The organism is Thermococcus profundus (assembly GCF_002214585.1).
Taxonomy (GTDB): domain Archaea; phylum Methanobacteriota_B; class Thermococci; order Thermococcales; family Thermococcaceae; genus Thermococcus; species Thermococcus profundus.
This window is the reverse complement of sequence record NZ_CP014862.1, coordinates 1,788,915-1,814,330: the sequence shown is the minus strand read 5'-3', so window position 1 is coordinate 1,814,330 and position 25,416 is coordinate 1,788,915. Positions and strand designations below refer to the sequence as shown.

General features: G+C 50.1%; 13 protein-coding genes. 1 reads left to right on the top strand and 12 read right to left on the bottom strand.

Going from position 1 to position 25,416, the window contains the following annotated elements; genetic code table 11:
* Positions 1–2 precede the first annotated feature (2 nt).
* The 12 genes from A3L09_RS09650 to A3L09_RS09595 all read right to left on the bottom strand — a co-directional run bounded on the left by A3L09_RS09650 (position 3) and on the right by A3L09_RS09595 (position 23,126).
* Complete coding sequence (locus tag A3L09_RS09650; RefSeq protein ID WP_088858754.1) at positions 3–4,727, bottom strand: DUF5711 family protein; 4,725 nt, start codon at positions 4,725–4,727, stop codon at positions 3–5.
* 11 nt (positions 4,728–4,738) lie between these two features.
* On the bottom strand, positions 4,739–7,450 hold the full coding sequence (locus tag A3L09_RS09645) for a Stp1/IreP family PP2C-type Ser/Thr phosphatase (protein WP_088858753.1): 2,712 nt from the start codon (positions 7,448–7,450) through the stop codon (positions 4,739–4,741).
* A gap of 9 nt (positions 7,451–7,459) precedes the next feature.
* Positions 7,460–9,304: a serine/threonine protein kinase gene (locus A3L09_RS09640; RefSeq protein WP_232473526.1), complete on the bottom strand. Its 1,845-nt coding sequence runs from the start codon at positions 9,302–9,304 to the stop codon at positions 7,460–7,462.
* A gap of 206 nt (positions 9,305–9,510) precedes the next feature.
* Entirely contained in the window at positions 9,511–14,262 is a 4,752-nt protein-coding gene (locus tag A3L09_RS09635; protein ID WP_088858751.1) for a DUF2341 domain-containing protein, read from the bottom strand.
* A gap of 63 nt (positions 14,263–14,325) precedes the next feature.
* Positions 14,326–15,531: an ATP-binding protein gene (locus A3L09_RS09630; protein ID WP_088858750.1), complete on the bottom strand. Its 1,206-nt coding sequence runs from the start codon at positions 15,529–15,531 to the stop codon at positions 14,326–14,328.
* 46 nt (positions 15,532–15,577) lie between these two features.
* Positions 15,578–16,702 carry a pentapeptide repeat-containing protein gene (locus A3L09_RS09625; RefSeq protein WP_088858749.1) on the bottom strand — a complete coding sequence of 375 codons (1,125 nt, stop codon included), beginning with the start codon at positions 16,700–16,702 and terminating at the stop codon, positions 15,578–15,580.
* 4 nt (positions 16,703–16,706) lie between these two features.
* Positions 16,707–19,172 (bottom strand): protein kinase domain-containing protein, encoded by a 2,466-nt coding sequence (locus A3L09_RS11065; protein ID WP_232473525.1) that lies wholly within the window; start codon positions 19,170–19,172, stop codon positions 16,707–16,709.
* The gene (locus tag A3L09_RS09615; protein ID WP_088858748.1) at positions 19,172–19,417 is read right to left on the bottom strand and encodes a hypothetical protein; all 246 of its coding nucleotides are present in this window, start codon (positions 19,415–19,417) and stop codon (positions 19,172–19,174) included. Before A3L09_RS09615 ends, A3L09_RS11065 begins: the two co-directional genes overlap by 1 nt.
* 75 nt (positions 19,418–19,492) lie before the next feature.
* A complete protein-coding gene (locus A3L09_RS09610) occupies positions 19,493–20,110 on the bottom strand; it encodes a hypothetical protein (RefSeq protein WP_088858747.1) in 618 nt (205 codons plus the stop codon).
* Positions 20,107–20,715, bottom strand: coding sequence for a chromosome assembly protein (locus A3L09_RS09605; protein ID WP_198362269.1), 609 nt, complete (start codon positions 20,713–20,715; stop codon positions 20,107–20,109). The genes A3L09_RS09610 and A3L09_RS09605 overlap by 4 nt, the downstream gene beginning before the upstream one ends.
* 46 nt (positions 20,716–20,761) lie before the next feature.
* Entirely contained in the window at positions 20,762–22,609 is a 1,848-nt protein-coding gene (locus A3L09_RS09600; RefSeq protein ID WP_088858746.1) for a hypothetical protein, read from the bottom strand.
* A 1-nt stretch (position 22,610) separates the two neighbouring features.
* Positions 22,611–23,126 (bottom strand): hypothetical protein, encoded by a 516-nt coding sequence (locus A3L09_RS09595; RefSeq protein ID WP_088858745.1) that lies wholly within the window; start codon positions 23,124–23,126, stop codon positions 22,611–22,613.
* Between the two features lie 389 nt (positions 23,127–23,515).
* Here A3L09_RS09595 and A3L09_RS09590 point away from each other — a divergent pair, with 389 nt between their 5' ends.
* Entirely contained in the window at positions 23,516–25,411 is a 1,896-nt protein-coding gene (locus A3L09_RS09590; protein ID WP_088858744.1) for a phosphoadenosine phosphosulfate reductase domain-containing protein, read from the top strand.
* The last annotated feature ends 5 nt before the right edge of the window (positions 25,412–25,416 follow it).

Below are 25,416 nucleotides of genomic sequence, written 5' to 3'. Positions count from 1 at the left end.
AATCACACCCCGTTTTCCCTCTCTATGTTGTGGATCAGAACCTTTAACCTTTCGATGAACTCCTCCTTTACAGGCAGGTTTTCCTTTAAGAGGACTTCAACTGTGTTTATAGCGTTAAGGAGATCGCTTAGATTCTGCACCGTGTAGAACTTGAGGTCGTTGAGCGTGTTGAGGAGCTCGGTCTTCCTGTTGAGTTCGGTGTAGGCTAAGGCTAGCTTGCCAAGAGTCTCTACGACCATCCTTCTGTTCTTGATGGCCTCTTCGGCGCTTTTGCTTTGCTTTAACGCCTCAACGCTCCTGGATAAGGACTTTTTAAGCTCCTCAACCTCTTTTTCCAGTTCTGCTTTCCTTTTCTCTGACTCTTTCAGCTTTTCAAGATCTCTTAAGAACTCTTCAACGCTTCCATAGCGGTTTTCCTTCCTCTTTGCGAGGAGCTTCTCAAAGATTCCGTCGTACTTTGCTAGTTCAGGGTTAAGTTCTGAGGGTGGGGTAAACTTATAGGTCTCGTCAACTATCTTTCCGAAGACCTCTTCATAGGTGTAGCCCTCGAAGGGAAGCCTGCCGGTTAGCAGCTCGTAGAAGATTACTCCCAGCTGCCAAATGTCGGTTCTCGCGTCAGTGTGCCCATACTTTCCGGGCAATAAGTGTTCGGGAGCCGCGTAGAGGGGAGTGTAACCCATAACACTCCTGCTTGAACTCATGGTTCCTATCTTTGCGAGACCCCAATCAGTTATTTTTGGGGTTAAATCGCTCTTCAAGAGGACGTTGAGGGGTTTAAGATCACGGTGGTAAATGCCCTTTGAGTGGGCGTGCTTCAGTCCTTCGGCAATGCATTTAATGAGATTTAAGGCAGTCTTTTCATTAACGGGCTTTGGATAGCCTTCAAGATCCCTCACAGTCTCTTCATCTATTTTAACTCCCTCCACGTACTCCATCTCAAGATGGGGAATCGGGAGAATATCGACGTCATAGAGCTTCACGATGTTGGGGTGATTAAGCTGGAGCCAGATTGAGACCTCTCTTATGAAGGTCTTGCTGGTCTTCTTATCAATGCGCGGGATTTTCACAGCGACGATTTTGCCATCGGACTTGCGTTTAACCTTGAAGACCTTGGCGAAACCACCCTCGCCGAGAAATTCCAATGGTTCATACTTCTCAAGTAACTCTGGTGGGAATCCTGGGGGGGTTTCTTTCGAAGGAGCTGAAGCAGGAGTCTGTTGTGGAGTTGGTTTTGGAAGGTGTGTTTCCTCTTTTTTGGTAGGTTTCGGAGTTTCTGGGGGCTTTAGTCTGGGTTTCTCTTCGGGTGGTTTGTATCCTGTTTCAGTCGGTGAGTTCTTCTGCCCTTTGTGGGCTTTTGCCGCTACTCCTCCGAAGATTGCTAGGAGGATGAGGGCTCCGAGGGCGTAGGGGAGTTTTGAGGAGCCTGTTGGAGATGAATTCATGGGAGTTGTTGATGTGGGAGAGGTGGATGATAACTGGGAGTTTGACGTTGTCGTAGTCGGGGTCGTTGTTGTGCCAGTAGTTGTCGTAATGGGCAGAGAAGATGTTGTAGTGGCCGTTGTACTGCTTGGCGTGCTGGTTGTCGTGATTATAGGCTTCAATTGTGGAGTAAGCGAGAGAGTTCTTCCAGCCGTTATTGTAATGTTCGCGGAATAATCCTCGTAGCCCTCCTTGACGAGCCTTAACTCGTGCTTGCCCTTCGAGAGCTTGTAATTCATGATCGGAGTCGTGCCAATGAGGGAACCATCCATGTAAACTTTGGCTCCCTCCGGGGAAGTTATTGATAAGTAACCAAAAGTCGGGGACAGTGCTGGGGAGAGTGTCTTGTTTTCTCCTGGGTTGAGTGTTATTATTGTGGTGTACTCTTCATAATCCTCCTTTGAGAGTTTTATTTGGTACGTTCCAGGATTGAGCGTGAGGTTTAACGGTGTTGTCCCCCTGTAAGAACTGTTGACGTAAACTTTCGCTCCAGAAGGATCGGAGTTTATTGAAATGGTTACTGGTTTTGGAGTTAGGGTGACTTTCACGGTGGTTGTTTTGTTTGGTTTTATTGTTATTGTGGTTACGTACTCCTGATAGTTGTTTTTCTTGATTTTGAGCTTGTGTTTTCCTGTTGACAGTTTGTAGTTCTCCAGAGGAGTTTTTCCCATGTAAAAACCATCGACGTAAACTTCAGCGTTTGAAGGAGTTGAAGTGATGGTAAGGTAGCCGAAGGCTGGGATCAGGGTCACTGAGAGGGTTTTACTCTCTCCTGGGCCGAGAGTTATTGTTGTCGTGTAATCTTCATAATCTTGCTCTGAGAGTTTAATCTGATAAGTTGCAGGGTTGAGGGTGAAATTTAATGGTGTTGTTCCTCTGTAATTCCCGTTAACGTAAACCTTAGCTCCGGATGGATTAGAGGTTATTGAAATTCTCGCGGGTTTTGGTGTTAGCTGGATTTTTATTGTCTTGTTCTCCCCGGGTTCTAGGGTTATTGTGGTTGTGTAATCTTCGTAATCTTCCTTTGTGAGCTTGAGTTCGTAAGTTCCAGGCGCGAGAGTTAGAGTTAATGGTGTTATCCCTTTGTATGTGCCATTAATGTAAACTTTGGTCTCACCTGGATCAGAGTTAATTGATAGCATTGATGCCTTTGGAACTAATTCAATGTTTATTGCTGTTGTTTTCCCAGGATCTATTGTCAAGGTTGTTGTGTAATCGTCATATCCTTCTTTAGTTAGTTTTAACTCATGCTGTCCAGTCGAGAGCTTGTAACTTTCCAGAGGGGTTGTTCCGATGAGTGAACCATCAATGTACACATTGGCACCTGCGGGCGTGGAGTAAACTGCCAAGTATCCGAAAGCTGGTGTTAAATTTACTGAGAGCGTTTTATTCTCTCCAGGGCCTAGGATTATGATGGTAGTGTAGTCTTTGTACTCCTCTTTGGAAAGTTTAACTTGATAAGTTCCAGGGTCAAGTGTCACATTTAAGGCCGTTAATCCTTTGTAAGTCCCATTAATGTAAACTTTAGCCCCAGAAGGCTTTGAATTTATTATGAGTATTGCCTGTTTGGGCTTTAATTTAACATCGATAGTCCTATTTTGTCCGGGACTTATTGTTATGTTTGTTGTGTAGTTGATGTATCCCTCCTTACTGACTTTTAATTTGTGTTGCCCGGCAGAGAGTTTATAGTTTTTTAGTGGTGTGGTTCCAATCAGTGAGTCATCAATATACACATCGGCCGCAGAAGGAGTAGAATAAACTGTCAAGTACCCAAACATTGGAGTTAACCTCACCAATAGGTTTTTACTATCTCCTGGCCCAAGGGTTATTGTGGAGAAATAGTCTCTGTACCCATCCTTGGAGATTTTGAGTAGGTATGTCCCTGGTTGGAGAGTTAAGGTTAATGGGGTCAATCCTCTGTAAGTTCCATTGATGTAGACTTTTGCTTCGGATGGGATGGAGGATATCTGAAGGGTCGCCTTGATAAATTTGTCGAGTGCTACCAAATATGCGCTTCCTTCAGTGCTTCCTATGACAGCTGTGTATTCCTGTGAAATGGAGTTTCCATAAACCCTCCCTTGGATGTTGAAAGATGCTAGTACTTCTCCGTTCCTGCTAAGAACATTAACATTCCCACAGGAATCCCCAGTAATTATCAAGGAGAAGTTTTCAGTAGCACTTAGCGAGTCAATGTAACAGCCGCTGTATCTGGACCATTGAATCTTTCCGTCTTTTGAAAACAGGTATGTATATCCTACCCCGTCTCCTGCTATGACATAAGTCCCTGTTGGGGAAACTAAGACATGTGTTATCTCCCCATTGATTTCATACTTCCATAACAAGCTTCCATTCTTGGAATAATAGTAAACATAGTAATTTCCACTCCCGGTCCACTTGTCATCTGAAGTCCAGTGAGTCCCAGTGCCAACTGCTATGTACTCTCCGTCTTCATTTATAGATACTGTGTTGGTTGTATCATTGAAGCTCTTTGTCCATATCTTGTTCCCATCCTTGTCGAAAAGATAGAGGTAATTATAGTCTTCTTCCCCTTTGTAGAACCAGTTCCCGTGAGCTACCGTAATGTATCCATTAGATGATAGATCAATTGCTCTAGTTTTCATTGCTATATTAGTTTTCCATATTAAATCCCCATTCTTATTGATAGCGTATAATAGATTATCAGTACTCCCTGCTACCACATAGCGTCCATCGGGGGATATTTTGACCGTCCGTGGAAACAGTGATGTGTGATCTTGCCATATTAGGTCCCCTTCTTTGTTGAATAACATTACTCCTGCTCCGTAGCATGCTATTGCTATGTAATCTCCGCTGGGAGTCATTGCTGTGGAGGTTACTGGGCTGTTGAATGTTTTTTTCCACAGAAGGCTACCATTTTTACTTAATAAAAACAGTGAGCCGCCATCATTTGATTGTAGTAGGTTATCTCCGTTTTTATCAGCCCAAGTTCCAATTGCAATATAACTTCCATCGTTACTTATCTCTGTTGAGAATATTTTTTCTGTCGTGTTGTACTCCCATAGAAGGTAATTCCCGGGGATATATTCTGAGTTAGGGGCTGTTACTTTTGGAGCAGAAACAAGAACTAGTAAAAATAATAAAGAAGTTGCTACTAAAATCATCGCTCTGCATCCTAGCCTTTTATTCGTCTCTCTGAGAGGGGTCGAGAGATAGTGGGGAAATGGAATGTCGCTGGCTTCTATCGATGTGTTCGTTTTGAGATGGGCCATTCCGGACCGCCTCAATGTCTGTATATGACCACCGTTATGTTGTCGTTGCTTCCGTAGGCGTATGCTTTCTCTATCAGCATTTTGGCGGCCTCTTCAAGCGACGGCGCCGCAAGCAGGGTGCTGGCTATCTCTTCGTCTCTGAGGGCGTCCGTCAGACCGTCCGAGCAGAGGAGCAGGTAGTCCCCTTCCTGGAGGTTCACTTTCTTTATGTCCCCCTCGTCGATCTTTATCTCGGGTTCTATTCCAAGGGCCTTGGTTATGACGTTCTTCTGGGGGTGTCTCCTGGCCTCTTCCTCTGTTATCTCACCCTTGTCCACGAGCTCCTGGACGAGGGAGTGGTCTTTTGTGAGCCGCTGTATTGTCCCGCCCGGCTTTATGAGGTAGGTCCTGCTGTCCCCTATGTTGGCGACCGTGGCGGTGTCTCCCCTCACTACCGCCGCCGTTAGGGTGGTGCCCATGTTGTACCTCTCCGGGTGGGCCGGGTCGTGTCCCATCTCATAGATCTTTCTGTTTGCCTCTATGATAGCATCCCTCAGCACTTCCGCTGGATCGGCGAGCTTTTTCCTCTGCAGGATCTCTCTTAGGGTGTCTATGGCCGTTTTACTGGCGACTTCACCTGCCAGATGACCGCCCATACCGTCGGCTACTGCCAGAAGGATGTTGCCGCCTATCTTCTCCACGGTGTAGGCATCCTCGTTGTTCTCCCTGCGGCCGAGGTACGTCCTCCCGACTGCGTGCTTTGTCAGATCCTTTTCCATGCTCTTCTTGTACGGCTTTATCCTGGAGTTGAGCGATTCTACTTCGGTTATGAACCTCTTCTTGAGGGTTAGGGGTGTCCTATAGTCGTTTCTTCTGAGGGCGGCCTCCGCGTCCCTGAGTGCGTTTCTTATCCTGATGAGGGAATCTTGCACGCTCTCGTCGTCTGCCAAATTGAGACGTTCGAGCTCAATTTCCAGGTCACGGAGGATCTCTCTCATCAGTTTTACAGCGTTCTCCGCTTCACTTCTCTTCTTGGCTTCTGAGAGCTTTGCATATCCAGTACTGCCCGCGCGGATGACGAAAATAAGGATTATTATTGCGATGATTATCAGCCCAATGATCTTGAGCAGGCCCTTCAGGGTGTCGAGTATGCCTCCCTTGCCGCTGACCTTTGTTAGGGTGACGTTGAGGGGAGGATTTTCCCCCGGATTTATCGTTATGTTTTTGTCGTACTCTTTGTACCCATTGAGCTTGATCGTCAGCCTGTGTTTTCCGGGGGTGATGTTGTACTTTATCAGCGGGGTTTTTCCGACTTCTTTGCCGTCTATGTAAACGGTTGCGTTGCCGGGTGTAGTGTAAACCGTTATGTATCCGGTGAGGTGGGTTAGTTTGGCCTTTATCCTTCTGTTTTCTCCAGGATTTAGGGTTATTGTGGTTGTATAATTGTCATAGCCTTGTTTGCTGATCGTTACGTTGTAAACTCCTGGAGTTAGGTTGAGGGTGAGCGGAGTTTCCCCTTTGTAACTTCCATTAATGTAAACACTAGCTCCGGAGGGAGTTGAGTTAATGCTGAGCTTCGCTGGAATCGGGATGAGTGTGGCGTTGACAACCTTAGTCTCTCCGGGACTTACAGTTACCGCGGTGGTGTAGTTCAAGTACCCGTCCAGGTGGAGTGTTATGGTGTGGCTACCCGAAGGGATGGTGAAGTTGCCGGGGGTTTTTCCGATGGATTCTCCGTCTAGGTAGACCTCCGCTCCAATGGGGGTCGAGAGAACTTTAACTGTGGCTGTGAGCGGCTTTAGGGTCACGTTTACGAAGAGCGGGGTATTCCCTTCAACTTGTATTGTCTCTGTGTAGTTTTCATATCCCCGCTTGACTATTGTGATGGTGTGGTTTCCGGGGGGGAGGGGGTAGTTTTCGAGGGGTGTTGTTCCAATGTAATCTCCGTCCAGGTAGACCGTTGCATTGGCCGGAGTGGAATTTATGGTGAGATACCCCAGAGAGGGCAATGGGGTTAGATTGAAGTTCAATGTTTTGTTTTCCCCTGGGCCGAGGGTTAGGTTTTTTGTTATGTTGGCATATCCTTCAAGCGATAGTTTTACAGTGTAGCTGCCCGGTTTGAGCGTGAGGCTGATTGGGGTGGCTCCTTTGTATTCGTCGTTTATGTAAACAGCCGCCCCGCTTGGGTTTGAGTTTACCCCGAGCTCCGCCGGTTGGGGGGATAAGCTGGCAACGATTGAAATCGTCTCTCCGGGTGTTATAGTCACGTTTTCTCTATATTCTTCGTATCCGGGTTTGACCAGTGTGATGCTGTGGTTTCCAGGGACGAGGGTGTAGTTTATTAAGGGAGTCCTTCCGGCCTCTTTTCCATCTATGTAAACGGTAGCGTTGCTCGGTGTGGAGTTTATGGTCAGGTACCCCCATGTGGGTGTGAGGGTTATATTCAATACCCTGGTCTCGTTTTGTCCCAGTGATACCACCGTTCCGTTGGCCTGGTAGCCTTCTTTTGTGACGTTGATCTGGTAGATGCCGGGTTGGAGTGTTATGTTAAGCGGAGTGTTTCCGTAGGGGGTTCCGTTGATGTAAACCGTTGCGTTTGGGGGAGCGGAAATTATGATTAGAGTTGCATTGGTTCCTGTTCCGTGCGAGTCCTGGGGGATGCCTTCATCTGCAAGCACACCTGCCAGACTAAACGTCAACAGGAAGAGGACAAAGATTGCACCAACATACCGAAGCCTTGTCATTTCGATCCCTCACATCCATTTCTTAAGTATGCTCTCAATCTTTCTTGCCGTGTCCTCCGTGGGTTTTACGTTTTCGGCGGCCATCATCTCTATTTGTTTTGCCAGCCCCCTGAGATCCGTGTGTCCGGTTTCCAGATAAAGTGACTCAAGGTCTTTGGCCAGATACGAGAGCTCTGATGAGATGTTCCTTGCGATTCCATCCACCACGCTTTTCAGGTGCAGGTAGGCGTTCTCTGCAAGGATCTTTACCCTGTCCCTCGAGCTGACGCTGTCCTTTACGTGTATTCCCATCTGAATCAGGACGTCTTTAATATCGTTTTGGAGCTCTCTGACTGTCTGGTACCTCTTACTGGGGTCTTTCTCCAGCATTTTCAGGACTATATCATCGAAGGGTTTCGCCTCGGGGTTAAGGGTTGATGGGGGATCCGGGTTCTTTGTGAGGATATTGTTGATTATCGTACCTTCGTATTCGGCCATGAAGGGGTGTTTCCCGGTTAGTATCTCGTAGAAGACGATGCCCAGCTGGAATATATCGCTGCGCTCGTCCAGGTGTTCAGGATCCTTTATCTGCTCCGGGGATGAGTACAGTATCGTTTTGTGTCTCACCAGCGATGACTTCCTGGTCGCTTTTGCCGCCAGTCTTGCAAGGCCCCAGTCACCGAGCTTTACTTTTTCAAGGCTTCCAAAAATCAGTATGTTGCTCGGTTTTATGTCCCTGTGGTAGATCTTCTGGACGTGGGCGTGGTGCAGTGCACGCCCGACTTCGAATATTATTTTCCCAGCGATCGCGGGGGCTATGGGCTTTTTGACCTCCTCTAAGTTGCCGCTTGCGAGCTCCATCTCAAGGAACCCCAATCTGGGATCCGCGCGGTACACCTTTACTATGTTTTCGTGGTCAAGCTTCTGGGATGCAGCGAACTCGCGCATGAATGAAGAGGTTGACTCTTTGTCCAGGTACTTTAGGACTTTTAAGGCTATCCTGTGTCCCTGTGGGTTCTTGGCCTCGTAAACATAGGAGAAGGCCCCTTCCCCTATGATCTTGACTATCCGGTACTTCTCCTTTATCTGTTCCATCCTCGTCTCAAAGTTAACCGAGAGGTCGAGGGTTTCCTCCTCAAGGCTCTCCTCCTGGAGGACGAGGTTGCTCTTGTCGGGTATCTGTAACTTCCAGCCCTTTGGAACCTCTCCTGTGTACAGCAGTTCGGTTATTCCGTAGATGTTGTTGTCACACGCCTTTATGAGCTCACTTATAATGCCCACTTCTTCTACCAGATCGTATTTCTTCGCCGTGGTGAGGAGGTTCTCAAGTCCCCTCTTTGCGCTCTCCAGGGTCTTCTTTGCTGAGAACCAGTCCTCCTTTTTGTACATCTCGGCGGCGTTCGTCATCATGTCGGCTATCGTCTGAAGTTGCATGTATATTATCTTCCTGTGGGCTGTTACCATTGCATCGAACCTGTCGTCTTCCATGGGAACCTCAGCGTGCTCCAGCTCCCTTATTGCATCCCACAGTTCCTTTTCGGTCTGTGCATCTTTTATCTTCTGGTATATTCTGCGGAAGTTGGCTATTTTCTTGAGGTTCTCTGTGGTGTCTATTGTGTTTCTGACCTTTTTCATGGTCTCATCGTCGCTCTGCATTATCTCCAGAACTGATATGGCCTGTCTGTACTTTTCAAGTGCCTCCCCGAACTTGGATATTGCCTCGTTAAACTTCTTCGCCTTAAGGAGCTTCTCTCCATCGTGCCTCAGCCGGAGGGCGTTGCTTAGAATGAAGTCGGTTTCTGGGACCGCGGCAAGAAGTGCGTTTTTAACTTTCTCCAGGGCGGTTGTGGTGTCCCCCCTCTCAATGTCCCTCAACGCCTCCTGCAGAAGGGACCGGGCTCTCTCCGCATCGGACCCAGGAAGTCCTTGGGGAAGATACGTTGAAATTTTGGGGAGATAAGTCTGGATCTGCTTTAAATCTGAGATTTTTCCCAACTCAAACACCCCCGATGGGGAACATCCCCTCTTTCTCCCAGGGTCTTATTAACGTTCTTCTCCAAAATCTTACCCCGGTGGAGTTTTCATTCCTCATCTCTACCACCCGTTCCGCTCCTCTTTGTTGGGGGGGATACTAGATCCCGTATCTCTCCTGTAACCGCTTCCTTCAGCTTGTTGTATTCCGAAACGATGTCTTTCAGGCTGTTTAGTTTGAAGGCGCCGGTCTTAATGAGTTCTCCCCTCTCCCTTCTATCCTTCGTTGCTGAAATCTTTTCAAGTATTTCCCGTATCTCATTGTACAAACTTCTGCCTTCGTCTGGTACTTCCCTCTCGTCTATGCTTTCAAGTTCCATTCTCAGTGATTTTATTGCCTTCCTCTCCCTGTATCCCCTAACCCCAACGAAAAGGCCCGCAAAGAGAAGCACTCCTCCAAGCGCATACGGGATGTAAGGGACGATCGGGTTCCTGGATCCTCCAAGGCTGTTGCTACTCGGAGTGTAGGAGGGACTATCTGACTCTTTCGTTTGGGAAGGAGATTCTTTGCTGGGAGTATCTGTCGTTGATACCCTGTTCTCTGTTGTGGTGGTTGTGGTAGTGGTAGTTGTGGTTGTTGTAGTTGTGGTCGTGGCTATCTGGATTTTCTCGAGCTTGACGTTCTTGGCAGTCTCCTTGCCGGCCTCGATAGTTACGGTGAACCTCTGCTCCTTGTAGCCCTCCTTCCTGACGATGACTCTGTGGGTTCCAACGGTCAGGATGTACTTCTCAAGAGGAGTGGTTCCAACTTCCTTTCCGTCTATGATGACGGTTGCCCAACTAGGATCCGAAGTCAGGGTTAGAGTGCCAGTAAGCGGCTGAAGCTCAACCGGCACCGAAAGCTCCTTGCCCTCTTTGATTGAAACGTTGAACGTCTCCGTCCTGTACCCACTTTTTGCGATGGTTATCTCGTGGGTTCCGGGGGTTAGTTCATACTTTTCGATGGGGGTTGTTCCTATTTCTTTCCCATCCACTAGAACAGTAGCGCCACTGGGATCTGAGTGGACTGTTAGGTATCCTACGGAGGGGGTTAATGGGGCGTATACGTTCTCGGTTTTCCCGGGCTCTATGGTTACCGTTGTAGTGTAATCATGGTAGCCTTCCTTTGAGAGTTTTATGGAGTGCTGGCCAGTGGGGAGTTTGTAGGTCTCTAGGGGCGTGTTTCCGATGTATGATCCGTCAACGTATACCATAGCTCCAGAGGGATCGGAGCTGACCGTCAGGTATCCAAAGGTGGGTGTTAGATTAACGTTTAGTGTCCTGTCTTCTCCAGGATTGAGCGTCACCATCGTGGTGTAATTGTCGTATTCCGACTTAACGAGATTGATCTGGTAAACCCCCGGATTCAGGCTGAGGGTAATGGGGGTTTTCCCTTTGTATGTTCCGTTGATGTAGACACTAGCCCCTGGAGGGTTTGAATTAATGCTGAGTTTTACGGGTAGTGGTGTGAGTTCGGCGTTGATTACCGTGGTCTTCCCCGGGCTTATGGTCACCGTTGTGGTGTAGCTCTGATAGTTCTCCATCACTACAGTTACATGATATTTACCCGGCGAGAGCTCATACCCCACAACTGGGGTTTTTTGTATGTAGCTTCCGTTAACGTAGACTTTGGCTCCTGATGGGTCTGAATATACCGTTAAGTAGCCGACATCTGGTGTTAACTTTACGTTGAGCACCTTGGAGTCTCCGGGGCCTATTGTTACAGTTGTTATGTAATCGTGGTATCCTTCCTTGGTAACCTTGATGGTGTGGGTTCCCAGTGAGATTTGATGGTTCTCCAGGGGAGTGTCCCCAACGTAAGAGTCATCCACGTACACTTTAGCTCCAGGGGGATCTGAGTAAACCGTTAGATATCCAAAGAGCGGGTTTAGCTTGATATCAAGCGTTTTGCTTTCTCCAGGATTTAACGTCACCGTCGTGGTGTAGGTCTGATACCCCACCTTTGTGAGCCTTACCTTGTGCGTCCCGGGGGTTACGTTTAAGGTTATGGGGGTGACTCCTTTGTACTCATCGTCTATGTATACCGCCGCCCCGCTGGGATCCGAGTTTATTGTGAGCTCCGCCGGTAGCAGGGACAGGGTGGCTCTGACCACGGTGGTTTCTCCCGGCTTTATATTCACCGTCGTGGTATAATCGTGGTACCCTGCTTTGGACACTTTTACAGTGTGCTGGCCGGCTGGGAGCTCGTAATCCCATATGGGGGTTGTACCCACATACAGGCCGTCTATATAAACCCTTGCCCCCGTTGGATCGGATATGACCGTTAAGTATCCGTAGGCGGGGTTTAACGTTACGGATAGGGTCTTGTTTTCTCCCGGACTGAGGGTTATTGTGGTTGTGTAATCCTCGTATCCTTCTTTGGAGAGCTTAACTTGATACGTTCCTGGGTCAAGGGTTAATGTTAGCGGTGTTACCCCCTCGTAAGTTTCGTTGATATAAACTTCGGCTCCGGAGGGGTCAGAGCTAATGGAGAGTGTTGCTGGAGAAGCTATCTTTTCTCCTCCAACTATCGTCACTGGATCAGTCGGGGCATATTTGCGGATTAAAAAGTTGTCGAATAGGGAGTGCTCTGCCTCGCTGTCCCAACAACAACCACCAAACCCAACAAAGCCCTCTGATTTGTTGTTATCCACGGCCCTGATGCTGTGTCCGTCTATGCTTGACTCAAACACCCCATCCCCTTCAATTTTGACGACAACTCTGTGCCATATTCCTGTTTCAACGGCAATATTTGTGTTGTTGAGAGTTGTGTCTTTGTACCATATTCTCCACGTCCCTCCATACTCGTATGTCCTGTAGTATCCGCTGTTGTACCAATCGGAGACAGGAGAACTGTGCCACACCAATCCGTGTAAATGGTGTTCACCTTCTGATACTGGTTCCCAGCTGTACTCTATAACAACTGGAAAGCTGTTGGAAGTGTAGAAACCTTTCGCGAAAAGAGCTCCTCGGTCGGTGGAATTTAAGTGTAATACACCATTTTCTTGAGTCGCTTGAAAATTATAGCTTCCATTCGCATTATCGAGGATCCATTTGTCTGTATACGAGTCGTCATTGAAGTCGTCAAAGAACTCGAAGACTTTGTCTCCGTCACTCCTACTTACCGCGTTTGGATTGCCGTAATAGAGCCTAACCTTAACCTCACCATTTGCAGGAATCTCTGGGAGTATCGTCCATATCTTGGCCTTTTTGGCGCTCACGTTCCATTCCTCAATCCAGTATGGGAGGAAGTTCCCGTTCTCGTCAACTATTCTAACGTCGCTCCCATCCGGCTGGGCTTTAGAAAAGTCGAAGTTTGAAGAGTCGAGCTTGATGAGAACTTGGAAGTTCTCGAGGGTCTGGCCGGATTGTTCCTTAACCGTGACTTCGCGGTAGTACTTCCACTTGGAGAGGTCTTCGGGGGGGAGGTACTGGACGGTCTTAGGTTGAGGCGTTTGTGATGTCTGTTCCTGTGAAGTGATTGCGGACATTCCCCACTCTGCAGATCCCTCTATATGCCCACTCCATCCACCAACACCAATGTAGTATCCGGTTATATTACCCCTAACGTATATCCCAGTTCTTTCATCTGGGTTTGTTTCTTGATCTGAGAACTCATAAATCTGGCCTGCTTTCACCTCCTCAGTTTTGTCTATAGTTCCATCATCCCCATAGTCAAAGTAAATTGTGGCCTTACCCGTAGCATAGAACCTAAGCTGGTGGGTTACAGTGTGCGTGTTAACAGGATATATCCATCCTGCTAATGTGGAGTTCTCTGCAGGCTTAACTGCATAGGCACTCATAGCGTATCTTGGAGCGTCGTTTCCCCAGGGATCAAGATAGTAAAAAGTTCTGAACACAAAAACTGCTGAGTCTGTTAATGATAAAACCCGTGGTTCTGATGGTAAGGTCTCGTTTTGGATAATGTTTCCATTTGAGTTCATGATAACATAATACTCATTAACATCGAGGGCGTTTTTATCTCTTGCAAAGCTCTCCACAGAGTTTGGAATTAGGAATTCTCCGCTCATCGGAGGCATTAGTGGGAATGCGTAAGTCCTACTCCTTACGTTTGGATCAACGTATGCTGCAACGGCCACTATGGGCGAATCTGCGGTTACTACAACGTTTTCTGGACTTGAATACTGCTTGACCAAAACTTCCCCATAATTAACGTGACCAGCGTATTCCCCGTTGATGTAAACGTCCGCCTCATTTTTGTACGGGGCAATGTAGAGCCACCTAACGTTTGCTCCAAGCAGTTTGGTTCCTGGCTGGGGAGCGCTGTACCTAAAGCTAGAATCGTCATAGTCTCCCCAGTCATCTGTGTTATAACGGTAAGTGATTAATAGTGGCTTGTTGGAGTATATTACTAAGGGATTCTTTTTCCATTCGACTTTTTTGTACTCCGAAGAGAGATCTGGGAAATCCCCCACGTATAGTCTTTCTCCAGGAGATAAAGAGTAATGCTGGTCATCATCGGGGCCATTAAAAGCCTCGTCCACTATCACCTGAGTTTCGGGTTCCACAGCAGTTATCTCAACTCCGCTTCCGTACCAATCAGTTCCCCAGTATAGCTTGAGATACGCCAAGGGAAAGACGTACTTGTAGTATGTCCCACCTCCTTCTGTAACGGGGTGAGGTTGAGTCCCAATGTTTATGGCTTCTTTTTTGCTGATAGTTATTTTCACATGGGGCGTTGCAGTGGATAATGTATCGTTCTCATCATTGTTCGTGGGGGTCTGTAAACCTGCGTTTACTACTGGTAGCACGAGGAACAACGCCACAATCAAGAGAGCCAATTCGGCTCCAATCTTGTTCATATCATATCCCTCCTCTTCCCTTTGAGAGGTAGATCAGCCTTATTCTCCACCACTTCATCCTCATCATCCCCCGAACTCCTCGGCCCACTTCTCATAGCGCTCAATATCCTTCCTCGTCAGCGGGCTCTTGATCTTCTTGAACGCCTCCTCAAAATCCCTCATCTCAAGCGGTCTCGTCCTCAAAGAGCGCTTCCTCAGTTCCTCGAAGGGCAGGGAAGCAAGCTTGTGCAGATCCCTGTTTTCCTCCCGTATCATGTTCCAGATTGCCTCCTGGCAGAGGTTCCTCAGGTCTCTACCTGAATAAAGCCTCCTCACGCTCTCCTCCGCTATTGCGTCGAGATCAAGCCTTGATATGTCCAGCCCGCGCGTGTTGATCTTGATAATCTCCTTCGTGGCTTTCTCATCTGGTAAAGGCACGTAAATCCTGCGTGGGAACCTTGAGAGAACTGCTTCGTCCAAGTCCCAGGGTGTATTCGTGGCCGCGAGCGTTAGAATGAGCTTGTCGCTCTTTTTGTCCTGGAAGCCATCCAACTCCGTCAGAAGCGTCGCCAGCATTCTCCTGCTCGCCTCGCTCTGCTCCCCGCTCCTCTTCGTCGTCAGCGAATCAATCTCGTCGAGGAAGACTATGCTCGGCGCCTCCTCCCTCGCTACTTCATAGAGGGCGGTTATTATCTTCGCCGACTCGCCGAAATACTTGCTGAGAACGTTCGAGGCCTTGACGCTGAAGAAGGTGGCGTTTAAGCTCCCGGCGGCGGCTGAAGCAAGTAAAGTTTTACCCGTCCCCGGTGGCCCGAAGAGGAGGATGCCTTTCCATGGCTGGATCGACTCCGGCCTCTGGAGGGCCGCTATTACGACTGTCTCCATCATGAGCCTCTTGACTTCATCCAGACCGCCTATATCATCCCACTTGACCTTTGACTTGGCTATGAGATTGTTCCTGACGTAGGCCTTGAACTTCTCCTCCTCGCTCTCTACTTCGCTCTCCCCCCTGTCTGGCCTCGAAGATCCCTCGCGCATAGGCTTTGGTTGCGTTTTGCGGGCTATCTTGCCACTCTCAATGTCTTTGGCCAGGCTCTCCCACTTCTTGGCCTTTTTGAGGTAGCTCTCGCGGTTGAACTCGTCGTATTTCGATAGCTGCTTCAGAATCCTGGAGCACTCAAGGGCCTTCTTCTTAGCGGTCTCCATGTCGCCTTTCTTCATGGCTTCTTCGTATTCTCTCTTCGCCTTCTTGAATGCGGACAGCAGGGGTCCGGAAAGGTCAACCGGCATCTTTTATACCTCCTTACACCGTTTCAGGATGAACTAAATTCTCATTCTACCTAATAAGCTTTCTGCTTATCACAACAACGAAAAACGCCATCAGGAACGCGCCGACGAAGGCTTCGCTGGCAGCGAGCAGGCGGTAGCTTTCTTTGGGCACTATGTCGCCGTAGCCGACCGTCGTGAAGGTAACGAGGCTGAAGTAGAGGCTCTCGGCGAAGGAAGAATTCCCTAGGGCGCCGGCGAGCCAGTAAATAACTGCGTAGACGAACACAATTGCTATCGTTGTTATGAGCACCCTTGAGGCGCTCTCCCCGTAGCTTGACGTTAAGCGGTAGATGACGTTCAAAAGCCATCTCGTCTTTCCTTCCAATGCAATGAGCCACCGCTTTCCGCTCCTGGCTGTTAAGGGCACGAACTCCTCTAGTTCGGCGGGACTTTCAGCCCTGTGGGCGATGCTCTGTACCTTCCCCCTTACCCTCCACTCTCCTACTGTATAGGCACTCGCCCTGTCATAGAGGCCCCGTGAGCGGAAGGTTTCCTTTAATTCAAGGTAGACCGAGAGGGCCTTGAGGTAGGACTCGATGGCCCTCTGAGGATTTTCCTTTCTCAGCTGGTCCCCTTCAACCTCTTCGATAACCTTAGCGTCGAGGCGCGCGTGCTCGATGTTCCTGACTCCCTTGAACGAAACTCCGTGGAGCCTCGCTCCTCTGAGGTCTGCACCGAGCAGGTTTGAGCTTTCAAGCTCCGCCCCGTAGAGTTCTGTCCCCCTCAAATCAGCCCTCGTGAGGTTCGCACCCCTTAAGCTGGCGAGGGAGAGGTTTGTCCCTATCAGCGAGGCCCCGCTCAGGTCTGCCTCCTCCAGATTAGCCCTCGTGAAGTCTGCCCTCTTGGCGCTCGCGCCGCTGAGGTCGGCGCCCGTAAGGATTGCCCAGCTCAAATCAGCCCCGTCAAGGTTGGAGTCGCTTAAATCGGCGTAGCGGAGGTTGGCCTCGCTTAGGTTCGCCCCGCTCAGGTTGGCTTCGCTCAAGTAGGCCTCCTCAAGGTCTTCGCCGCTCAGGTTCTCCCCGCTAAGGTCCTTTCCGCCCTCCGGCAGGTGGAATATGCAGTAGGGTAGGCCTTCGAGGGCTTCCCGTGGGCACTCCTTTATGGAGTGGCGGTACTCGTAGGTGCACCTCATGAAATCACCTCACCACCTCCCCCTCTATCCGCAGGAGGAGCGCCCTGAGCATCTCGAAGGTCTCGTTGCCAATCGGTATTCCCTCCCTTAGGAGGAGTTCGACCTGCTCGATGGCCCTCACGAGGTCGTCGAAGTTCTCCCGCGTCTCGAACCTCAGATCGTCGAGTGCCCTCAGAAGCTCGGCCTTGTCGTTGAGCCTCGCGCTCAGGAGGGCTATCTTGACGGTTTTTCTCACGCTCTCGACCTTCAGCTTCTCGAACTCCTCCCGCGAGCGGCTCTTCCTCATGGCCATCGTTGTTCTCTTCAGCTCTCCCTTTTCTCTCTCAAGCTCCCTTAGAGAGTTCAAAGCCTCAAGGAATTCCTCGACGCTGGAGAAGCGCTCTTCCTTCTTCTTTGCCAAAAGCTTCTCAAAGAGGCCATCGTACTTCGCCAGAGCAGGGTCAACCTCTGATGATCTCTTCGGCTTTGCGTGGAGTATCTTCCCGATTAGCGCGCCCGGTGTCGTGGCAGAATAGGGAAGCTCTCCGGTTAGAAGCTCGTAGAAGATGAGGCCGAGCTGGTAGATGTCGGTCTTATTATCCGGGACTCCAAAGGTCTCCTCGTCGAGCTGTTCCGGGGCCGCGTAGAGCGGCGAGTAGCCGCTGTGAGTTGAGAGCGAGCTCCTCGCGCTTATCTTTGCTAATCCCCAGTCGGTTATTTTTGGGGTTAAATCGCTCTTGAGAAGGATGTTGAGGGGCTTGAGGTCAAGGTGGTAGATGCCCTTCGAGTGTGCATGCTTTAAACCCTCGGCGATGCCGGTAATGATTTTGAGTGCAGTCTCCTCATCAACGGGCTTCGGATACTTTTCGAGGTCTCTGATGACCTTTCCATTAAGCTCAACGCCCTCAACGAACTCCATCTCAAGGTATGGAACGGGCAGAATGTCCGCTCTGTAAAGCCGCACGATGTTCTCGTGGTTGAGGTTGTACCATGCCGCCACTTCCTTGATGAAGAGACTACTTGTTCTCTCGTCTATGCGAGGGATTTTAAGGGCAACGATTTTACCGTCAGATTTCCTTTTGGCTTTGAAGACCTTGGCGAAGCCCCCCTTGCCGAGGGACTCAAGGGGTTCATAGCGAGAGAGGAGGGCTTGGGGGAAGCCTTGAAACTTTGAGGGGAATTCCTCCTGGATCCTCACCTCAGAGGATAAGTCTTGACTCTGGAGCTTTTCAGTCTTGGGATTGCTCCACTCGCACTGGGTCTTAATTTTGACGGTTGGAGTTGATACGGTCGCTTTTGATGTTAATATCTTCACGTCCTCCGGAGCTGGAATCGTTACGTCACACTTCGTATTGGTTACCTTTGTGTTAGTCTCTATCACTACAGCCTTGGACTTCTGGAGGATGTCACAGCCCGGTATCTCTCCGTTTGGTGAAATACGAAGAACTCCTATACTCCTGCTGAAATCATAAATCTCTCCCGCAACAATAATATCTCCGTTTGGGGAGATCTTAACGTCATTGAAGCTGTTCCACCCATCTCCCCCACATGTTTTCTGCCACTTCACTTTTCCATTCCCGTCAAGTCTGAGAACCCAGGCATCTGGAAATTTCCCAGCGTTAGAGCTGAAGCTGTATGTGTGGCCAGCTAAGACAATATCACCATTTGGTGCTAAAGCGACCGCGTAAGCCGTCTCATGACTGTTCTCTCCGTAGGTTTTTTGCCACTTCACATTTCCATACTCGTCGAGCCTGAGGACCCAGACATCTCCTTCTCCCATACCGTAGCTACCTGTTTCTCCGACAATGATGATATCTCCCTCGTTAGTTAGAGCGACCGCGTAAGCCTCATCACCCCATTCTCCTCCGTAGGTTTTTTGCCACTTCACATTTCCATACTCGTCGAGCCTTAAAACCCATACATTTCCGTTACTGGCACCGAAACTATTAGTTAGTCCGGCGATAATGATTTCATCGTTTAATACCAAAGCAATCGCGCGGGCTTTATCAATACCACTGCCGCCATAGGTTTTCTGCCATTTCACGTTGCCGTTCTCGTCAAGCCTGAGAACCCACGCATCAGAACCACCAGCACCAAAACTGTAGGTCCAACCGGCCACAATAATGTCGCCGTTAGGAGCTAGGGCAATGGCGGAGGCATAATCATCTTTGCCTCCTCCGTAGGTTTTTTGCCACTTCACGTTCCCATTCTTATCAAGTCTGAGAACCCACGCATCGTAACCACCAGCACCGAAACTTTCAGTCCAGCCTGCTACGATGATATCCCCATTGGGGGCTATTTTCACGTCGTTAAAGCAGTCTATGTTGCTTCCCCCGTAAGTCCTGAACCACTTTACATTTCCTTCTTTGTCAATGCGAGCAACGAACGCGTTCTCCTCGTTGGTTTGTCCAACTACTATAACATCCCCGTTCCTATCCACAGCCACTCCATGAGCTGCTCCTTTTCCATACGTCTTAGCCCAATAGGACATCACAACACCCCCGGTTCACCCCCATCAACCAGGAGGACTCCCAACTTCTTCGCTACCTCCCTGGCCTTCTCGGTGAAGCCGGACTTTGAGAACATCACCATTATGGGCTCTCCCACATCGGCTACGAACACTCCATAGCTCTGCATTACAGTTTTGTGCATCATAGTTTTATGCACCATTACATCATCGCCAATTTTTGTCTCATGACTAGGGATTACCGGTATGAGAGTTACAACTTTCCTCATTCCCCTTACCCCCAATCACGCCATACCAGCCAACTGATTCTCACAATGCTGATTTAACCAGAAAAATCAGAAAAATCAAAGCTCCTCCACAATCTCCTTCTCTTCCTTCTTCTCTCTCTCCTCGCCGGTAACCTTTCCGGCGGCTTCATCCGGCTCAAGCTCGCCTTCCTTGACGGCGTGAATTGCCTGCATTATTTCGGCTAACTCCTCATCCTCCTCAAACTCGACTCCAGCCCCTATTGTCTGGTCGGTTATGCCGAGCATCTGGTTCAGGTTCTCGTTGAAGGTTTGAGCGTCGAGCTGCATCTCGGTGAGGTGCTTCTCGAGCTCCTCGGGCGACATGTTCCGGAGAAGTTCCCATGTGGGCGTTCCCTTCAGAATGGCCTCGTTCTCCTTGATTATCGTGAGGTTGCTTATGAGCATGAGCTGCTTGTTGAGCTGGGCGTGGGTCTTCTGCAGGTTCTTCTTCCTCTGGTTGAGGGTCTTTATCTTGGTGGCTATGGTTAGCTCTTCGCTCTTGCTCCTGGCTTTCTTCGCCCTCTCAAAGAGGGCCGCTATCTCGGCGTCTATGCTGGCCATCTCGTTCTCAATCTTCTGGATCTGATAATCGAGTTTTATCTGACTCTCCTTCAGTTTGGAGAGGGGGATGTCGAGGGGGTTCTTCTTTCCGAAAAATTTGGAGAAGAGGCTCATAACTCCTCGTCCTCCAGCTTCTTGTCAATAGAGACGACCTTTTCGGCAACCTCCTCGACGTCGGCTTCGCCAGCCTCCACCTGGCTCCAGGCCTGCATAAGCTCCCTCTCGGTCTCGTCCTCGCTCTCCTCGAACTCGGCAACCTCCATCTCGAAGACCTTGTTGAGGCCCTCGACCATCTCGTCGAACTCCTTGCCGTCGAGGTTTATCTTTATCAGCGCCTGTTCGAGCTGTTCAGGCTCGACGCTGGAGAGCTTCTCCCAGATTCCGGTCTTCCTCAGCTCCTTCTCGTACTTCTTGATGATTATCATGTTGGTGACGAGGGTGTACTGCCTCTGGGCCGTCGTGAAGTCCTTGAGCTTGAGCTTCTGCTCCAGGTCGAGGCTCTTGATCTCCTGCGCGAGCATCTTCTTCTTGAGCTTGTCAGCTCCAATTCCCTCCTGGAAGAGCTGCTTTTTCTTCTTCTCGATCTGGTTAAGCTCTTTCTTCAGCCTGTCCAGCCTGTTCTTCAGTCTTATCTGTTCGGCCTGGAGCTCCCTAATGGAGAGCTTTTCAAGGGTGTTCTTCCTTCCGAACATTCCGCCGACCTTATCCATCAGTCCCATTCGTGACACCTCCAGAGGTTAGAGTTAGGGTTAAACAACGAAAAACTCACAGTAGTCCCTCCTTCACGAGGACGTAGCCGACCCCTTCGATGAACTTGGTTATGTAGCCCTTCTCCCTCACGAGCTCGTGGAAGGCCCTCTTTACAACGTCCTCCGCGAAGTTCTCGAGGGCATCCTCAAGGCGGACGTAGCCCCTGACCTTTATCTTGTCCTCAAGGAAGTCCTTCACCCTTGCCATCAGCTCCTCATCGCGTTCGAGGCGGAGCATAGGTTCGAAGGCCTTTGCGTACTCGTCGTGGGGGTTGTAGATCAGCTCTCCGCTCTCAAGATCGAGGAGCGCTAAAGAAACGTTCTCGGACGTGAAGTTTCTGTGGAAGTCCTGGGAGTTCACGTAGTTGGCTATCCTCCTCTCGAAGCCGGTAGGTGAGGCGACGAGGAGAACGACGCGGCCGTTCTTCGCCTCCTCCCTGGCATCCACGAGGAGGGCGTTTATGTCCGCCAGCTCCAGGGGATCGGTGTCAAAGCCAACCTCAGCGTAGCGGTCGGGCCTTCCGTAGAAGAGGGCCTTGACCTTGAGCTCCTCCTTCTTCCCGATGAGCTTCTTCTCCTTCAGGTGAACCTCAACGACCCTGTTGTCGGGCACGTTTTTGAGATCCCTCTCACTGAGCTTCCCAGCGTAGGCGCTCTTATCTGCGGTGGGCTTTTCTTCGATTCCATCGACCTTGAAGGTCCTTCCGAGAAGCTTTACATCGCCCTTGAACTTGCTCTTCATCCTGCCGACGAAGTTCATCTCGAGTATCCTTGCCTCATCGCGTTTGACGAAGCGGGAGCCCTTCTCGACCTTTCCAGCCAGCTCCATGACCTTCTTTATCCTCTCGGACACCTCGTCCTCCTTCCGCTTGAGCTCCATCTCCTTCTTCTTCAGTTCAAGCTCCTTCTGCCTGAGTTCGAGCTCCTTCCTCCTCAGTGACTCCTCCATCTCGTCTATCTGGGCCTTCATTTCCTCCTCTACTCTTTTGAGCTCTTCCTGGAGCTTCCTCTGCGCCTCCTCGTCCTTCATTCTGCTTATCTCCTCTATGAGCCTCTGCTTCTCTTCCTCGAACCTCTTCTGGAGCTCCTCCTTCTCGCGCCTGAGCCTCTCTATCTCCTCTTCCTTGGCCGATGAAACGCGCTTGACTATCTCTTCGCGCTCCCGCTCGAACTGGCGGAGCATCTCCTCCATGGTCCTGCGTAGCTCTTCTATCTCCTCTTCCTTGCGCTCGATTTTTCTCTGGTAGGTTCTCTCGATCGCTCTCTCTTCTTCTTCCACGTGGGTGAGTGCATCCCTGAACCAGTCAAAGCGCAGGGTTGCCTCCGCTATGGCCTCGTTCACCTTCCCCTTGTATAGCTCCCACTTCGACTTAAGGAAGTGCCTTAGGGCCAGCGCTATCTCAGGATCGTTAAGAACGCCGTCCATCCACCTGTCGAGGCCGTGGTAGTAGTCCCTCAGGAGGGCCATAACGTTGGTGTCCCTGTGCATGATCTTCTTCATCACGTCTTCCTTGGTGTATATCTCGAAGACGTTGTAGCGGAGAACCCTCTCGAGGGCCTCGAGTTCCTCCTGGGTGTAAGCGTTTTTGGCCGGTGGGTAGTCCTCGCCGTTCTTCCGGAAACTCCAGGCCAGTATCGCCCTGGCCCCCTCGAATTTGCTCCTGAAGTGGTCGTCTAGATCCTTGAGGAACTCCCCGCACTCGCCGTCCTTGTAGCGGTCGTAGTTCTCGTCTATCTGCTCCCAAAGCTTTGCCCTCTTCTCGAACTTCTCCCTGGAGATGTCGAGGCCGTCCTTCAAGACCCTCTCGGCCGGCTTCAGCAGCTCCTTAACGCAGTCGGTCCTTCCCTCCTCGAATATTCCCATCTCAATCACCCGCGAAGATTTTCAGCTCCTCATCAATCCTATCGGCCAGAAAATCAACGGCCTCACCAAAACCCTCGATCTCAAAGGTCACGTGGGACTTTCCGTTGCCGCTGATGATGACCTTTATCGTGGCCCTTCCCTTCCTGGTGTAGACGTTGTAAATCCTCGCTACAGCGTCGGAGGACGTCAGGCTGGCGTTCAGCTTTGAGAGAAGGTACCCCACAAAGCGCTCGACGATCCTCTTTTCCTCGGGCAGGGTGTAGTCCAGCCTCTTTTTTCGGGCTTCCACACCCTCCCTAAGGGGCTCCGCCTTGTAGACCTCAACTTTCTCGTCCACGTTGCCCTCAAGCTTGGAGAAGAGCTCCTCGAGGAATTCGGTTGGATTCTTTGTCTCTATGTATATCACCGTGCCCCTCGGCTTCTTTATTACGGCTTTTCCGGACCACTTGTCGAGGAGATAGTCGATGCGCTTCCTCTCCGCGTCCGTCTCATAGCCGACAAATATTATGTATCCCATATGCACCACTCATTCCTATTGGTGATTTCATCCTATTTAAACTTTTCTCCATTTTGGAAACTAGAGATTATCTCCGAGTTTCACGTTGCTACGACATCCTCCATGTATCACGATGTATCTGGCTGTAGGTGATATGATGGGAGGCATTTACAAAATGTTATGGCGCAAGAGGAATAAATGGTTTTCGTATATCGTCCGGTTTCATATTTAATCTGGCTGATCTTTATTTTGTATACCATCACCCTATCTGTTTGGGCTTTAATAGGACCCGGTTTTTCTTTTCTACTCTTTGAGAATGTTCGTTGTTGGTACCCCTCTCTCCTGGAAATTCAGGAAAAAGACCGTCCCCCTTATAAACCCCCATCCCATTCCATCTCCAGGTGGGAAAAATGGGGAGACCTGTCTTCCTTGGAAAGGCTTACATAAACTGGTGCGAGAAGTGCAACGTTCCGCTCATCGGAGACTCCTGCGCAGTTCACGGAAAGGAAGGCGTTTTCAGGCTCAACGTTACGCCGCCGGGGGATCTGCGCTTTGCCTTTGAGAAGGACATCGAGTTCATCCGCTCTGTCTTTATGGAGCACTACGGCGTTGACATAGTTGAAATCCTAGACAGGAAAGTGGTTCTCTTAAACAAGCTCCCGAGCGAGGACGACGCCTACGAGATAATCCTAGATGGATACGTTTTTGGCTACGTCAAGTTCGACCCGCTCGAGCTGAAGTGGCACGCCGGGCTGAAGGTAGAGGGAGCTATCGCCCTCTGGAAGCGCTTCGGAAAGAGGATGAAGAAGTGGGTGGTAGTGGATAAAGGAGCGGTGGAGCCAATAAAGAAGGGAGCAAACCTGATGGCCGTCGGCGTGGTCGAAGCCGATCCGAGCATAAGGGTTGGGGATGAAGTTGTACTCGTCACCGAAGACGGAGATGTCTTTGCTACGGGGATAGCCAAGAAGGACTACGACGCCCTGATCAGGGGTGAGAGGGGAACTGGAGTAAAGCCGAAGAGGCAGAAAGCGATCAACTACCGCGAGGGAAAGAAAGCCACCATGGAGGACGTTCTGAGGGCGAACAGGGTAGCGCTGGAGGAGAAGGTCGTGAAGAGCAGGGAGTTCATGAGGAGGGTTGCCAACAAATATTCCAACCTTCCGAAGGCGGTCGCTTTTTCAGGTGGAAAGGACAGTTTGGCGGTTCTCGGTTTGGCACTGGAAGAGTTCGGGGGCGATTTCACGGTCTTCTTCAACAACACGGGAATAGAGTTCCCTGAAACCGTTCAGTACGTCGAAGAGCTGAGGAAAGAGTTTGAGCCGAAGGGAGTGAGGTTCATAGTGGCCGATGCAGGCGATGCCTTCTGGAGAGCTCTTTATGTGTTTTCACCTCCCGGAAGGGACTACCGCTGGTGCTGTAAGGTGACGAAGCTCGGGCCGATAACGATGGCGATAAAAGAGAACTACCCGAAGGGCGTCCTCATGTTCGTTGGTCAGAGGAAGTACGAGAGCATAAAGCGCTTCAAGCAGCCGAGGGTGTGGAGGAACGAGTGGGTGCCGAACGAGATTGGGGCATCGCCGATCTTCCACTGGAGGGCAATAGAGGTCTGGCTCTACATATTCAGCAGGAAGCTGAAGTACAACCCGCTCTACGCGAGGGGCTTTGACAGGATCGGCTGTTTCCTCTGCCCGAGTGCGTCCCTAGCTGAGTTCGAGAGGCTGAAGAGGGAGAAGCCCGAGCTATGGGAGAAGTGGAGGAAAGCGCTTGACTACTGGAGGAGGCGCTTTAACCTGCCGGAGGAATGGATCACCTACGGCTTCTGGCGCTGGAAGAAGCTGAGTAAAGGTGAGAAGGCCATAGCGCGGAAGCTGGGTGTTGGTATTCCCGAGGAGCGTTCCTGGGAGCCGGTGAAAGTCCAGATCGAGAAGACCGACAAGGGCTATGAGCTGACCTTCAACACAGTCCTAAACAAGAAGAGGCTCCTTGAGGTCGCTCCAATTCTCGGGGAGGTTGAGGTCGAGGGGGACGTTATCAGGGCAGGCGAGGTTGACTTTCTTACTGGCACGAGAACTGCCAGAGCCCCGAACGAGGAGGAAGCCTGGAGCGCCTACTACTTGGTCAAGAGGGCCTACGAGTGCGTCGGCTGTGGTGTCTGCGTCGGCAAATGTCCGGAGAACGCGTTAAGCATAGACGAGAGGAGCAAGAAGATAGTCGTTGACTGGGATTCTTGTACCCACTGCCGCGAGTGCATGGAGGTCTGCCCGCTCTTGAAGATCAAGAACCCAGAGGAGGGGAGCCAGCTTTAGGCAGG